Here is a 13,618-nt window from a genome sequence, read left to right on the forward strand (position 1 = left end):
GTCAGCCCCTGCTTCGCGCGCAACTCCAGCGAATCACAGCATCGCCGCCGTGGCAAATACTGATCCCTACCAAAAGAATCTCACGCTCTGAGGAGACCGCGAAGCGGTCGTCTAGAAGGACGAGGCGTTCACACGGACGGACGACACGGCCGCCCCTCCCGCTCCGAGATCAGCCTCAGCCACGCCGCCGAATGAAACGCGCTCATCAGGAGATACATCGGCACCATGCCGCCGAGCAGAGATCCCTGCCCGGCGCCGCACAGCATGTCCGCCGGGCCGCCACTGATCACGGCCGTCAGCACGGCCATGACCACGAAGGTCGGCGTGGCCGCCAGAGCCAGCCATCTGGCGAGATGGCGCGCGGCCATCACGCCATCGCCGCTGGCGGGCGCAGTTGCGCTGACGGGACTAGTCACGACCTGCCGCCGCCTCCTGGCGAAACGCCTTCTCGCCGGCGTCCGAGATCTCGACCCATTTCTTGTCCGGTGCGGCGCCTTCGGTGTAGCTGTCGTGCCAGTTCCACCATTTGTAGGTCGGCGTCTGCGGATAGCCCTTCGGGGAGTCCTCCCAGACCTCCTGGCGGCCGAGCGGGGTGATGTCGAGATAGTTCCAGGTGCCGCCCATCTGCTCGTCGCCGCGGCTCTTGACGAAATAGGTGCGGAAGATGCGGTTGCCGTCGCGGTAGAACACGTTGGTGCCGTGCCATTCGTCCACGCCGAAATCGGCATCGAAACTGTCAGTGATGGTCACCCAGGGCATGGTCCAGCCCATCCGCTTCTTCAGCCTGATGATGTCGGCCTGCGGCGCGCGCGAAGCGAACACCAGCGTGGTGTCGCGGGCGTTCAAGTGCGAGACATGAGCGACCTGGTCGGCGACCATGGAGCAGCCGCGGCAGGCATGATCGGGCCAGCCGAACACGCCCGGTTCGAAGAAGGCGCGGTAGACGATCAACTGCCGCCGGCCCTGGAACAGATCAGCCAGACTGACCTTGCCGCCGGGCCCCTCGAACGCATAGGTTTTGGCAACTTCCATCCATGGCATGCGCCGGCGCTCGGCGGCCAGGGCGTCGCGGGCACGGGTATGCGCCTTTTCCTTCACGAGCAGTTGCTGCCGGGCGGCCTCCCAGTCCTGCGGCGACACCACCGGCGGTGTGTGCATGGCGGCCTGTCCGTTGGTTCCTGCTTTTTCTGCTGATGTCATTATGACTCTCCGAAGCTCTTGCTTGATGTCCTGCCAACGATTTCTGGCACCAACCGGTTGCGCGGTGGGAGTAACAAGTGTGGCGGGATTGACATGGAGTCGCTGATCACGGCCGCCGCGCGGGCGCTGGAGGCCGGCGATCCCCTCGGCGCGCTGAACCGCGTGGCGCTGCGCAACGATGCGCCGTCGCTGGCACTGCGCGGCATCGCGATGGCGCAGCTCGGCGATCTCGCCAAGGCCAAGGCGCTGCTGCGCAGCGCTGCGCGCGCCTTCGGTCCACGCGAAGCGGTGGCGCGCGCAAGATGCGTGGTGGCCGAAGCCGAGATCGCCCTCGTCTCGCGCGATTTGGGATGGCCGCCAAATGCGCTCGCGGCCGCGCGGGCGACACTCGAAAGGCACGGCGATCTCGCCAATGCCGCGCATGCCGGTCACATCGAGGCACGACGCCTTCTCCTGCTCGGACGGCTCGACGACGCCGAGCTCACGCTGGCGGGGCTCGGCAGTGCACCGCTCCCGGCCGCCTCCCAGGTCGTCCGCGAGCTCGTGGTCGCCGGCATCGCCATCAGACGGCTCAGAACGACGGATGCGCGCGTGGCGCTCGACCGCGCAGCTCGCGCAGCGCGGCAAGCAGGAATCCCGGCGCTGATGGCCGAGGTCGACAGCGCGACCCTCATCCTCGACACGCCGGCGGCGCGCCTGATCGCCCGCGGCGAGGAGCACCCGTTGTTGCTCGGAGAGGTCGAAAGGCTGGCGAGCTCGACGGCGCTCGTCGTGGACACCTTCCATCATGTCGTGCGCAGGCAAGGCGTTGTCGTGTCGCTCGGCACGCGGCCGGTGCTGTTCGCGCTCGCGCGCCTTCTGGCGCAGGCATGGCCCGCGGATGTCGCGCGAGAGAGGTTGATATCGGGTGCGTTTCAGGCAAGGCACGTCGATGAATCGCACCGCGCGCGATTGCGCGTCGAGATCGGGCGACTCCGCACCCAGCTCGAGCCGTTGGCCGACATCAGCGCGACCAGGCAGGGTTTCGTGCTGGCGCCGCGGAAGACGCGCGACGTCCTCGTGCTGGCGCGGCCCGTGGAGGAGAAGCACGCCGCCGTGCTCGCCTTGCTTACCGACGGCGAGCCGTGGTCGAGCTCCGCCCTCGCCCTTGCGCTTGGGATCAGCCCGCGCACCGTGCAGCGGGCCCTCGATGAGCTGGCGCGGTCGAACAAGATCCAGAGCTTCGGACACGGACGCGCGCGCCGCTGGATGACGCCGCCCGTCCCGGGTTTCCCGACAGGCTTGTTACTCCCCACGCCGCTGCTGAAGACGTAAGGTGGATCACATCACAGGGATCAAGCATATGAAGCGTTCAGCTGCCGAGATCGTCAGGGAATACGGACCCTTTGCCGGCGTCGAGGCCGTGCATGGCGTCACCTATGACGGCACCCATGTCTGGTTCGCATCCGGCGACAAGCTGAATGCGGTCGATCCGTCCAGCGGCAAAATCGCGCGCTCCATCGACGTCGCCGCACATGCTGGGACGGCGTTCGACGGCCGGCACCTGTTCCAGATCGCCGAGGACCGCATTCAGAAGATCGACGCGGCCACCGGCAAGGTGATCTCCACCATCCCCGCGCCCGGCGGCGGTGGCGATTCAGGTTTGGCCTGGGCGGAGGGCTCACTCTGGGTCGGTCAATACCGGGAACGCAAGATCCATCAGATCGATCCGGCCACAGGGAAGGTTCTCCGCACCATCGAGAGCAAGCGCTTCGTCACCGGCGTCACGTGGGTCGACGGCGAGCTCTGGCATGGCACCTGGGAAGGCGAGGACAGCGACATCAGGCGAGTCGACCCTGATACGGGCAAGGTGCTGGAGCAGCTCGACCTGCCCGCAGGGACGATGGTCTCGGGCCTGGAATCCGACGGCGGCGACCGCTTCTACTGCGGCGGCGGAGATCGCGGCAATGTGAGAGCGGTCCGCCGTCCCCGGCGCGGCTAGCGCCGCAATGCGCGGCAACGGCGTCGTCGCTGCCGTTAACACATCCGCCCCAATTCCACCCCATCGGTGCGCTCTAGCGCCCTCCTCGCCCGCCCTGTAAAATCCCCACCTGGGCGGCTTGGGGGATTGATGCGACTGACGTTGAATCTGAAGACTATCCTGATCGCCGTCGCGGTGCTCGCGGCGTCCTTCTTCATCAGCCTGAAGGCGATGGACCTTCTGTCGCCGCGCGCGACGAATTCCGCGCCGCCGGTCGCGCAACTGCCGCCGCTGCCGCCGGCTTCGAAGAATTCGATCGTGATCGCGCCGGTCGCCATCGCGCTGTCGGCGATCCGCGAGCAGGCCGAGAAGGCCGCGCCGCGCAATTTCGCCGGCAAGGCCGACAACCCGATCTCGCAGATCCTGGAGAACGCCGATATCGGCTGGACCGCCGTGCGCGGACCGATGGCGGCCACCGGCGACAAGGACGTGCTGACGATCTCGACGCCGCTCACCGGCAAGCTCAACGTGACCGGCTCGCTGTCCTCGAAAGCCACCGGTGCGCTCGGTGACGCGCTCGGCGGCGTGCTCGGCGGTGATGCGGCGAAACGGATCGGCGCGGTCAACATCAAGAACCTGAATGCCAGCGCCGAGATCAAGGGCAACGTCATCGTCACCTCGCGGCCGAAGCTCGCGGCGAACTGGCATCTCGAGCCCAATCTCGGCGCCCAGGTCAATCTCGGCGACACCAACCTCAATGTCTCCGGCGCCAAGGTCAACGTGCCGGCGCAAGTGAAGCCGCTGATCGACAAGAATGTCGGCGAGCAGATCAACATCGTCTCCGAGCGCATCCGCAATGATCCCTCGCTGCGGGAGAATGCCAGGGTGCAATGGGCCAAGGCCTGCCGCTCGATCCCGCTGCAAGGCTCGGGCGCCTCGGCTTCGTTGCCGCCGCTGTGGCTGGAGATGAAGCCGATCCGCGCCATCGCAGCGCAGCCGCGCGTCGACGCGCAGGCGGTGACGCTGCTGCTCGGCCTCGAAGCCGAGACGCGCGTGACCTCGGCGCAGACCAAGCCGGAGTGCCCGTTCCCCGACAAAATCTCGATCGTGCCGCCGACCGGCACCGGCGTGAACATCGGCGTGCCGATCGACGTGCCCTTCACCGAGATCAACAAGCTGATCGCGGCGCAGATGGTCGGCCACACCTATCCCGAGGACGGCTCGGGCCCGGTCGACGTCACCGTCAAGAGCGTCAACGTGATCCCGTCGGGCGACCGGCTGCTGATCTCTCTCTTGGTGCGCGCCAAGGAAAAGAAGAGCTGGCTCGGTCTCGGCGCGGAGGCGACCGTCCACATCTGGGGCCGGCCGATGCTCGACCAGGCGCAGCAGACGCTGCGGCTCGCCGACATCCAGCTCGCGGTCGAGTCGGAAGCGGCCTTCGGCCTCCTGGGAGCGGCGGCGCGCGCGGTCGTGCCGCAAATGCAGCAGGCGCTGGTGCAGAAGGCAACGCTCGACCTGAAGCCGATCGCCGCCAACGCGCGCGAGAAAATCGCGGCCGCGATCGCCGACTACCAGAAGAGCGAGGACGGCCTCAAGGTCGACGCCAAGATCGACAGCCTGACGCTCGCCGACATCGCCTTCGACTCCAAGACGCTGCGCGTGGTCGCGGAAGCCGGCGGAACGCTCAATGTGTCCGTGACCAAGCTGTCGGGGATGTAGCGCGCCCCGCTCACCGGACCGCACACGTCCCCGTCGCTTGCGCCGCTGGCATTCTCGCCGCAGGATGCTAATCTCGCACGGCACTGTAGGGGACAACGCGAGGACAAACATGGAAGCCGGCATGGTCACAGCCGCGCCGGCGCTGGTGCGCTTTTCAGGCATACAGAAGACCTATGATGGCGAGCACCTCGTGGTGAAGAACCTCGATCTCGACATCAGGAAGGGCGAGTTCATCACCCTGCTCGGCCCGTCGGGCTCGGGCAAGACGACCACGCTGATGATGCTGGCCGGCTTCGAGGTTCCGACCCATGGCGAGATCTACCTCGCGGACCGGCCGATCAAGAACGTGCCGCCGCACAGGCGCGACATCGGCATGGTGTTCCAGAACTACGCCCTGTTTCCGCACCTGACGATCGCGGAGAATATCGCCTTCCCGCTATCCGTTCGCAAAACGAACAAGGCGGACGTGCAGGAGCGCGTCAGCGCGGCGCTGCGCATGATCAAGATGGAAACTTTTGCGCACCGGCGGCCGGGGCAGCTGTCCGGCGGTCAGCAGCAGCGCGTGGCGCTGGCCCGCGCGCTGGTCTTCAATCCACAACTCGTGCTGATGGACGAGCCCCTGGGCGCCCTGGACAAGCGCCTGCGGGAGCAGATGCAGCTGGAGATCAAGCAGTTGCACGAGACGATGGGCATCACGATCGTCTACGTCACCCACGACCAGAGTGAAGCGCTCACCATGTCGGACCGCATCGCCGTGTTCAACGACGGCATCGTGCAGCAGATCGACAGGCCCGACGCGCTGTATGAGCATCCGGTGAACAGTTTCGTCGCCCACTTCATCGGCGAGAACAATGTGCTGGCCGGTACCGTAGAGACCATCGACAAGGACTTTTGCCGCGTCGTGCTGGCCGGTGGCGGCGCCGTGACCGCACGGGCAGTCAATGTCTCGGGCGCGGGCGCATCGACCTCGCTGTCGGTGCGGCCGGAGCGTGTCGCGATTGTCCCGGAAGGCACCTCCAGCGAAGGCCCCAACCGGCTGCCGGCCAGGGTGCAGAACACCATCTATCTCGGCGACCACGCGCTGGCCGTGCTCGAGGTCGCGGGGAACGCCGAGTTCATGGTCAAGCTTCAGCCGGGGGCGCATCACAGTCTCACACCTGGCGAAGACGTGTTCATCTCATTCCGGCCCGAAGATTGCCTCGCCCTCGATCCGGTCTGATCCGAACCTGCAACGATCAACCTCTACGCACCCCAGATGAAGAAGGAACAAGGACCATGCTGAAGCGCAAGATTGGCAAGATCGCTCTGGGTTTCGCCGCGGCACTGAGCGCCAGCGCTGCGCTGGCTACGGTCGCAGAAGCGCGTGACCTCACCGTCGTGTCGTGGGGCGGCGCATATCAGGACGCCCAGAAGAAGGTGTATTTCGAGCCGTTCAAGAAGGCGTCCGGCGCTGCGATGAACGACGAATCCTGGGACGGCGGCGTCGGCGTGCTGCGCGCCAAGGTGCAGGGAGGCGCCGCGACCTGGGACGTCGTCCAGGTCGAGAGCGACGAACTCGCGGTCGGCTGCGAGGAAGGCCTGTTCGAGAAGCTGGATTATTCCAGGATCGGCGGCGAGGCCGCCTATATCCCGCCGTCGGTCAATCCCTGCGGCGTCGGCGCCATCCTCTACGATTTCGTTCTCGGCTACGACAAGGACAAGCTGAAGCAGGCCCCGAGCGGCTGGGCCGACTTCTTCGACACCAAGAAGATTCCCGGCAAGCGCGCCTTGCGCCAGGGCCCGAAGACCACGCTGGAGATCGCCCTCATGGCCGACGGCGTCGCGCCGAAGGACGTCTACAAGGTGCTGGCGACCGACGAAGGCGTCGAGCGCGCATTCAAGAAGCTCGACACCATCAAGGGCGACATCGTGTGGTGGAAGGCCGGCGCCCAGCCGCCGCAATTGCTTGCCTCCGGCGAGGTGGCGATGACCTCGGTCTACAATGGCCGCATCGACACCGCGAACAAGAACGAGAAGAAGAACTTCGGCATGGTGTGGGACGGCGCGCTCTTCACCCTCGACAGCTGGGTCATCCTGAAGGGGAGCCCGAACAAGGACGCGGCCTACAAATTCCTCGACTTCGTCGGCAAGGCGGAGAACCAGTCAAAACTGTCGGAGAACATCGCCTATGGCACCTCGAACAAGGACGCCGCCGGCCGGCTCGCGCCCGCCGTTCTGAAGGATCTGCCGACGGCGCCTGACAACATCAAGAACGCGGTCGAGATCAACGTGGCCTTCTGGCTCGAAAACATCGATCGCCTGACCGAGCGCTTCAACAAATGGGCCGCGAAGTAGCAAGCGACAGCACCGGCGTGCGACGCGCGTTGAGAGCCATTTCGTTGTGGCCATCCTTCGAGACGCCCGCTTCTGGCGGGCTCCTCAGGATGAGGACGGAGTGTGCGGCAACCACGTTACAGGCGCCGCTGTCGATTAGCCTCATCCTGAGGAGACCGCGAAGCGGGCGTCTCGAAGGACGAGGCGCTTGCTCAGGCCTCTCGTCAAAGAGGCTTACGCCATGACAACCGCATCCCCGACCGGCGCCAATGCGCAGGCCGAGGTGCCGCTCAAGCGCCGATTGAGGCGTGCGGAGCGGACGCGCCAGGTCAAGGCATTGGCGCTGGTAGCACCGCTTCTCGTCTTCCTGCTCTTCACCTTCGCCGGGCCCATCGCCGGCATGCTCTGGCGCGCGGTCGATGACAGGGAGGTGCGCCAGGTTCTGCCGCAAACCATCGCTGCTCTCGCCAATTGGGACGGCAAGGAATTGCCGGACGAGAAGGCCTACGCGGCACTGGCAAGCGATATCCTGGCGGCGCGCGCCGCCGGCACCATTGCGATTGCGGCCAAGCGGCTCAACTACGCGCTGAACGGTTTCCGCACCATCCTGACCAGCACGGCACGCAATCTGAAGGCGGCGCCGGAGCAGCGGACGGCCAGGGAGACGCTGGGCAAGATCAATCCAGCCTGGCGCGAACGCGCCACCTGGACGACGATCAAGAACGCCAGCGGCCCGATGACCGGCTTCTACCTTCTCGCCGCGCTCGACCTTGTCAGGAACGCGGACGGCGCGATCGTCGCGGCACCACCGGATCAGGCCATCTACCGCGAGATTTTCGCCCGCACCTTCCTCATCAGCCTCGGTGTCACGGCACTCTGCCTGATCCTCGGTTTTCCGGTCGCCTATCTGCTGGCGACACTGCCGCCGGGCCGGTCGAACCTGCTGATGATCTTCGTCCTGCTGCCGTTCTGGACGTCGCTTCTGGTCCGCACCTGCGCCTGGATTGTCCTGTTGCAGAGCAAAGGCGTCGTCAACGACAGCTTGCACTGGCTCGGCATCATCGACGAGCCGTTGCGCCTGATCTACAACCGCTTCGGTGTCTGCGTGGCCATGACCCACGTGCTCCTGCCGTTCATGATCTTGCCGCTGTACAGCAGCATGAAGGCGATCTCGCCCGCTTACATGCGCGCCGCCGCCTCGCTCGGCGCGCCACCCCTCACCGCTTTCCTGCGGATCTACCTGCCGCAGACCCTGCCCGGCATCGGCGCCGGAAGCCTGCTCGTCTTCATCCTGGCGCTCGGCTACTACATCACACCGGCGCTCGTCGGCGGCGCCGCCGACCAGATGATCAGCTACTTCATCGCGCTCTACACGACCGAGACGGCCAATTGGGGCCTTGCTTCGGCGCTGGGAGCGGTGCTGCTGCTGGCCACGCTTCTGCTCGCCCTCGTCTACGGCAAGCTGGTGCAGGGCCAGCAGGTCACGGGAGGGATGAAGAATTGAGCGACAATTCCTCCCTCCGCACGCCCAGCCAGCGCATCGCGTGGACCGCAACCATCGCCATCTCGACGCTGGTGTTCATCTTCCTGATCGCGCCCATCCTTGCGATCATGCCGCTGTCCTTCAGCTCGGGCTCGTACCTGACCTATCCGCTGCCGGGCCTCTCCTTGCGCTGGTACGACGACTTCATCAATTCGCCGCGCTGGATGAATTCGCTGAAGAACAGCATGATCATCGGCGTCGCCTCGACGCTGCTGTCGATGGTGCTCGGCACGCTGGCCGCGCTGGGGCTGGCGCAGTGGAAGAGCCGGTTCAAACCGCTCGTGCTGGCTTTCGTGCTGTCGCCGGTCGTCGTGCCCGGTGTCATCACTGCGGTGGGTCTGTATTTCTTCTTCGCGCCGATCGGACTGACCGGCAGCTATCTCGGCCTGATCCTGGCCCACACCGCGCTGGCGACCCCCTTCGTGGTGATCACGGTCGGCGCGACGCTGCAAAGCTTCGACACCAATCTGGCACGCGCCGCCGCCTCGCTCGGCGCCTCGCCGCTTCAAGCGTTCCGCCGCGTGATCCTGCCGCTGATCCTGCCCGGCCTCGCCTCGGGTGCGCTGTTCGCCTTCGCGACCAGCTTCGACGAGGTGATCATCGTCCTGTTCATGGCAGGTCCCGAGCAGCGCACCCTGCCGCGCGAGATGTTCAGCGGAATCCGCGAGAACATCAGCCCGACCATCACGGCAGCGGCGGTCATCCTGACGACGGTCTCGGTCGTCCTCCTCGCCACGCTGGAAGCCTTGCGCCGGCGCAACGAACGGCTCAAGGCCGGCGGGGCCTGAGAGGCCCTCACTGTCATTCCGGGGCGCGCGTAGCGCGAGCCCGGAATCCATCAGGCCGCAGCGACGGCGGATGAATGGATTCTCAGATGCGCAATTGCGCATCGTAGCTCGCGCCCAAGAGGGCACGCCCCGGAATGACGAGAGACCCCCTACTTATTTCGCAACCCTCCCCGTGCATCCCGGGCTTAGCTGCCGCGACCGATAGAAGCTAGAACAGTCCCCGCAACAACGCCCGAACAACAACACACAGGGAGAAACAACATGCAAAAACTCATCGCCGCCGTCGTGGCCGGTCTCGCGCTCGCCGCGACGCCCGGCGCCGCGCAGGCACAATTTTCCGACGATGTCGTCAAGATCGGCGTGCTCACGGACATGTCGAGCCTCTATGCGGACGCGACCGGCAAGGGTTCGCTCGCCGCCGTCGAGATGGCGGTCGCCGATTACGGCGCCAAGGTGGCGGGCAAGCCGGTCCAGGTGGTCGCCGCCGATCACCAGAACAAGCCCGACGTCGGCGTCAACATCGCCCGCAACTGGTACGACAACGACAAGGTCGACGCGATCTTCGACGTGCCGACCTCGTCGGTGGCGCTGCCGATCTCGGCGCTGACGCGCGAGAAGAACAGGATCAACATCAATTCCGGCGGCGGCTCCTCCGACATCACGGGCCCCGCCTGCTCGCCCAACACGGTGCACTGGACCTACGACACCTATGCGCTGTCGAACGTCGCCGGCAGGGCGATGGTCAAGCGCGGCGAGGATACCTGGTTCTTCGTCACCGCCGACTACGCCTTCGGCATGGCGCTGCAGCGCGACGCCGCCAACGTGGTCAAGGAAAGCGGCGGCAAGGTGCTCGGCGAGGTCCGCCATCCCCTCAACTCGTCGGACTTCTCCTCGTTCCTGCTGCAGGCCCAGGCCTCCAAGGCCAAGGTGGTCGCGCTGGCCAATGCCGGCGGCGACACCACCAACGCGCTGAAGCAGGCGGCCGAGTTTGGCCTGACCCAGGGCGGCCAGAAGATGATCGCGCTCCTGCAGGAGATCACCGACACGCACTCGCTCGGCATCAAGGCGACGCAGGGCCTGATCGTCACCGATGCGTTCTACTGGGACATGAACGAGGAGACGCGCGCCTTCTCCAAGCGCTTCAACGAGAAGGTCGGCCGCATGCCGACCATGATCCAGGCCGGCCTCTATTCGGCGACCATGCACTATCTGAAGGCGATCGAGGCCATCAAGACCGACGAGGCCCCGATGGTGATGGAGCAGATGCGCAAGATGCCGGTCAACGACTTCTTTGCGAAGAACGGCAAGATCCGCATCGACGGCCGCATGGTGCACGACATGTATCTGTTCGAAGTGAAGAAGCCCGAGGATTCCAAGGGCGAGTGGGACCTCTACAAGCTGATCGCCACCGTGCCCGGCGATGAAGCGTTCCGTCCGCTCGACAAGGGCGGCTGCCCGCTGGCGACGCATTGAGAGTCTTCTCCCTCTCCCCGCTTGCGCCGCTTGCGGGGAGAGGGAGCCCCGCTCAAGCCATAGCGTCGCAAACGAAGAAGAATGGCGGATAGCTCGCCCGCAGCGCATCCTTCGAGACGCCCGCCGATGGCAGGCCCTCAGGATGAGGGCGGAGTGCGCGGCAGCAATTTCAACAGGGCCAATGCTGCTCAGCCTCATCCTGAGGAGACCGCGAAGCGGGCGTCTCGAAGGACGAGGCGCTTGCTCAGGCCGCCACCAAGACGCCACCTGCGACAGCCCCGCCGATCAAGGGGAGAGCTGAAAGAAAAACGACACGACAGCACGCCCGGTGAAAACCAGGCGCGCTTCGTTCAGCCGACTAGAAGTCCACTACTCCGAGTACTTGAACTCGGGCATGTTCTTCAGCTCGTCCTTGCTCGCATTGAACACGGCGTGGTCCGGATACCACTTCGACGCGGACGATGTCGTGGTCGCCGCAGGCTTGTCGGTGCCGGTCGCAGCGCCCGTCGTCGTGGTCGAGGCCGGCCGACCGGGCGGGCTGGTGGCCGCTGTGCCGCTGTAGGCGACGGCCTCATTGACGAACTTCAACTTCTCGTACGGCACGGCGACCAGATGCTCGCCCATGCCGAGGAAGCCGCCGACGCCGATCACGGCGATCTTGATGGCGCCGCTCTTGTCCATCAGGAGATCGTTGATCGAGCCGATGTTCTCGTTGGCTTCGTTGTAGATCTTCAGGCCCGACATCTTCGAGGCGCGCCACTCGCCCGAGGCGGTCGTGGTTGTCGCGGTGGCGGCAGCCGGGGCCTTGTCGGTGGTGGCGGTTGGCGATTGCGCAACCGCGATGGTCGCAAGTAGTGCGGTGCCGGCGAGGCCGGCGACGATAGATTTCGTCAGCATGTTGTCCTCTCCTTCAACAAAAACTCGTGTGGAGAAAACAGCGCTGTTCACGTGCAGTTCCGTGCGCGCGGCAATTTCGTCGCGCGATGCGCGCAGCCCTGCGAAGCTTGTTCCGGGGCCACCCAGGAACATATTGCGGTGCACGGTTCCCCGCCGGCGATCGAGCGCCCTGGGTGAAGCACGATCGCGGCGGGGACCGCGCCGACCCGCGTCGCGCGAGGTCAGCTCTTGTAGTCGATCAGGAGCGCGGAGAAATTCGAGCTGCTCGATGAGCTGCCGTTGGCGCCGTAGGACGAGCTCGACGATTGCGACTGCTGCAGCGCCTGCAGGAACTGCTGGAGGATCTCGGCCGTGGTCTGGTCCGTCGAGCTGCTGCTCGTCGAGTCCGTCGACGATGCATCCGAAGAGCTGTCTTCCGGCGGCGGTCCGCCGGCATCGCCGGGACCGTTCGCGAAGGCGGACTGAAACACGTTCTTCAGCTCCTCGGCCTGGTCCGAGGTCAGCGTCCCGTTCGACACTTCGCTGGAAATGAGATCGTCGATCTTCGACTGCATGTCCTCCTTGGAGGGACGCGTGCCGCTCGACTGGTCGCTCGACCGGCTCTGCTGGAGCGCGGTGTCGATGTCGGTCAGCGCCGTCGAGAGCACGGACTGGTCCGATGACGAGATCGTGCCGGCGGAAACTTCCGATTGCAATTCCTGCTGCAGCCGCTGCAAGGGCGACTGGTAGCTGCCGGCGGATGCCGCCGAAATCGAAGTCATGATGGCTCCGTGGGTCTTGCGGGGTTTCTTTGCGTGACCGCGCCACGGTATGGTTAACCGCCTTAACGAGACCTTGCCGCTTCCCTGCCCGGGCGTGTCCCCGTGTTGCGAGAAAGGCCGCGGAAACAATCTGAAACAAAAATCTTCGCCATTTGGCCCGAATCTTGGACAAACAAAGCGCATGGCCATTTCCAATCCCAACATCCTGGTCGTCGAGGACGACCGCGAAACCCGGACGTTGATTGCGAAGTACCTGCGCAACAACGCCTGCAACGTCACCGCCGTGAGCGACGGCCGCGAGATGTCGCGCGCCATGGCCGATCACCGCGTCGACCTCATCATCCTCGACGTCATGCTGCCGGGCGAGGACGGTCTCAGCCTGTGCCGCAAGGTGCGCTCCGAGGCGCAGACGCCGATCATCATGCTGACCGCGCGCGGCGAGGACGTCGACCGCATCGTCGGCCTCGAGATGGGCGCGGACGACTATCTGCCGAAACCCTTCAACCCGCGCGAGCTGCTCGCCCGCATCAACGCGGTGCTGCGCCGCCAGGCCGCAGCGCAGGCGGCAAGCTCGATCGAGGGCGCGAGCACGCTCGCCTTCGAAGGCTGGCGCATCGATCTGCGCCTGCGCGAGCTGCGCAATCCCGAAGGTGCGCGCGTCGCGGTGACCAGTGCCGAATTCGATCTGCTCCGCACCTTCTGCGAGCGACCCGGCCGCGTGCTGTCGCGCGACAGCCTGCTCGACCTCACGCAAGGGCGCAACACCGGCTCGTTCGAGCGCTCCATCGACGTGCTGGTCAGCCGCATCCGCCGCAAGATCGAGCCCAATCCGGCCGATCCCACCATCATCAAGACGGTGCGCTCCGGCGGCTATCTGTTCACGCCGAGAACTGAACTAGCAAGCACTGAACTAGCAAGCACTGCAGCGGTCGCGCCATCCCTGAGCAGCTGAGGGAACGGCCGT

13 protein-coding genes are annotated in these 13,618 nt (G+C 65.6%); 9 read left to right on the plus strand and 4 right to left on the minus strand.

Features of this window, described 5'->3' with window-relative positions; translation table 11 throughout:
• Positions 1-128 precede the first annotated feature (128 nt).
• A complete protein-coding gene (locus tag GGD63_RS19255; protein ID WP_183244749.1) occupies positions 129-416 on the minus strand; it encodes a hypothetical protein in 288 nt (95 codons plus the stop codon).
• The gene (locus GGD63_RS19260) at positions 409-1,203 is read right to left on the minus strand and encodes a DUF899 domain-containing protein (protein ID WP_409334082.1); all 795 of its coding nucleotides are present in this window, start codon (positions 1,201-1,203) and stop codon (positions 409-411) included. The genes GGD63_RS19255 and GGD63_RS19260 overlap by 8 nt, the downstream gene beginning before the upstream one ends.
• Before the next feature lie 90 nt (positions 1,204-1,293).
• Here GGD63_RS19260 and GGD63_RS19265 point away from each other — a divergent pair, with 90 nt between their 5' ends.
• From GGD63_RS19265 to GGD63_RS19300, 8 genes are all read left to right on the plus strand, one after another.
• Entirely contained in the window at positions 1,294-2,514 is a 1,221-nt protein-coding gene (locus GGD63_RS19265) for a helix-turn-helix domain-containing protein (RefSeq protein WP_183244751.1), read from the plus strand.
• A 28-nt stretch (positions 2,515-2,542) separates the two neighbouring features.
• Entirely contained in the window at positions 2,543-3,181 is a 639-nt protein-coding gene (locus GGD63_RS19270) for a PQQ-binding-like beta-propeller repeat protein (RefSeq protein WP_183244752.1), read from the plus strand.
• A 129-nt stretch (positions 3,182-3,310) separates the two neighbouring features.
• Complete coding sequence (locus GGD63_RS19275; RefSeq protein ID WP_183244753.1) at positions 3,311-4,879, plus strand: DUF4403 family protein; 1,569 nt, start codon at positions 3,311-3,313, stop codon at positions 4,877-4,879.
• 109 nt (positions 4,880-4,988) lie between these two features.
• Complete coding sequence (locus GGD63_RS19280) at positions 4,989-6,098, plus strand: ABC transporter ATP-binding protein (RefSeq protein ID WP_183244754.1); 1,110 nt, start codon at positions 4,989-4,991, stop codon at positions 6,096-6,098.
• 56 nt (positions 6,099-6,154) lie between these two features.
• A complete protein-coding gene (locus GGD63_RS19285) occupies positions 6,155-7,213 on the plus strand; it encodes an ABC transporter substrate-binding protein (RefSeq protein WP_183244755.1) in 1,059 nt (352 codons plus the stop codon).
• A gap of 220 nt (positions 7,214-7,433) precedes the next feature.
• Positions 7,434-8,696, plus strand: a complete 1,263-nt coding sequence (locus tag GGD63_RS19290; RefSeq protein WP_183244756.1) for an ABC transporter permease — start codon at positions 7,434-7,436, stop codon at positions 8,694-8,696.
• The gene (locus tag GGD63_RS19295; protein ID WP_183244757.1) at positions 8,693-9,523 is read left to right on the plus strand and encodes an ABC transporter permease; all 831 of its coding nucleotides are present in this window, start codon (positions 8,693-8,695) and stop codon (positions 9,521-9,523) included. The genes GGD63_RS19290 and GGD63_RS19295 overlap by 4 nt, the downstream gene beginning before the upstream one ends.
• A gap of 261 nt (positions 9,524-9,784) precedes the next feature.
• Positions 9,785-10,996: an ABC transporter substrate-binding protein gene (locus GGD63_RS19300; protein ID WP_183244758.1), complete on the plus strand. Its 1,212-nt coding sequence runs from the start codon at positions 9,785-9,787 to the stop codon at positions 10,994-10,996.
• 369 nt (positions 10,997-11,365) lie between these two features.
• Here the strand turns inward: GGD63_RS19300 and GGD63_RS19305 are convergent, their stop codons facing one another.
• Both GGD63_RS19305 and GGD63_RS19310 read right to left on the minus strand, forming a co-directional pair.
• Entirely contained in the window at positions 11,366-11,893 is a 528-nt protein-coding gene (locus GGD63_RS19305) for a PRC-barrel domain-containing protein (protein ID WP_183244759.1), read from the minus strand.
• Between the two features lie 221 nt (positions 11,894-12,114).
• Positions 12,115-12,654, minus strand: a complete 540-nt coding sequence (locus GGD63_RS19310) for a hypothetical protein (RefSeq protein WP_183244760.1) — start codon at positions 12,652-12,654, stop codon at positions 12,115-12,117.
• Positions 12,655-12,835: 181 nt separating this feature from the next.
• On the opposite strand from GGD63_RS19310, the gene GGD63_RS19315 reads away from it, so the two are divergent.
• On the plus strand, positions 12,836-13,606 hold the full coding sequence (locus GGD63_RS19315) for a response regulator (RefSeq protein WP_183244761.1): 771 nt from the start codon (positions 12,836-12,838) through the stop codon (positions 13,604-13,606).
• Positions 13,607-13,618: the final 12 nt, after the last annotated feature.

It is taken from the genome of Bradyrhizobium sp. cir1, from assembly GCF_014198245.1.
GTDB lineage: Bacteria > Pseudomonadota > Alphaproteobacteria > Rhizobiales > Xanthobacteraceae > Bradyrhizobium.

Coding starts and splice junctions, on each gene's coding strand:
- GGD63_RS19310 (WP_183244760.1), bottom strand. CDS start 12,654: ATGACTTCGATTTCGGCGGCATCCGCCGGCAGCTACCAGTCGCCCTTG.
- GGD63_RS19305 (WP_183244759.1), bottom strand. CDS start 11,893: ATGCTGACGAAATCTATCGTCGCCGGCCTCGCCGGCACCGCACTACTT.
- GGD63_RS19315 (WP_183244761.1), top strand. CDS start 12,836: ATGGCCATTTCCAATCCCAACATCCTGGTCGTCGAGGACGACCGCGAA.
- GGD63_RS19290 (WP_183244756.1), top strand. CDS start 7,434: ATGACAACCGCATCCCCGACCGGCGCCAATGCGCAGGCCGAGGTGCCG.
- GGD63_RS19280 (WP_183244754.1), top strand. CDS start 4,989: ATGGAAGCCGGCATGGTCACAGCCGCGCCGGCGCTGGTGCGCTTTTCA.
- GGD63_RS19270 (WP_183244752.1), top strand. CDS start 2,543: ATGAAGCGTTCAGCTGCCGAGATCGTCAGGGAATACGGACCCTTTGCC.
- GGD63_RS19265 (WP_183244751.1), top strand. CDS start 1,294: ATGGAGTCGCTGATCACGGCCGCCGCGCGGGCGCTGGAGGCCGGCGAT.
- GGD63_RS19300 (WP_183244758.1), top strand. CDS start 9,785: ATGCAAAAACTCATCGCCGCCGTCGTGGCCGGTCTCGCGCTCGCCGCG.
- GGD63_RS19285 (WP_183244755.1), top strand. CDS start 6,155: ATGCTGAAGCGCAAGATTGGCAAGATCGCTCTGGGTTTCGCCGCGGCA.
- GGD63_RS19275 (WP_183244753.1), top strand. CDS start 3,311: ATGCGACTGACGTTGAATCTGAAGACTATCCTGATCGCCGTCGCGGTG.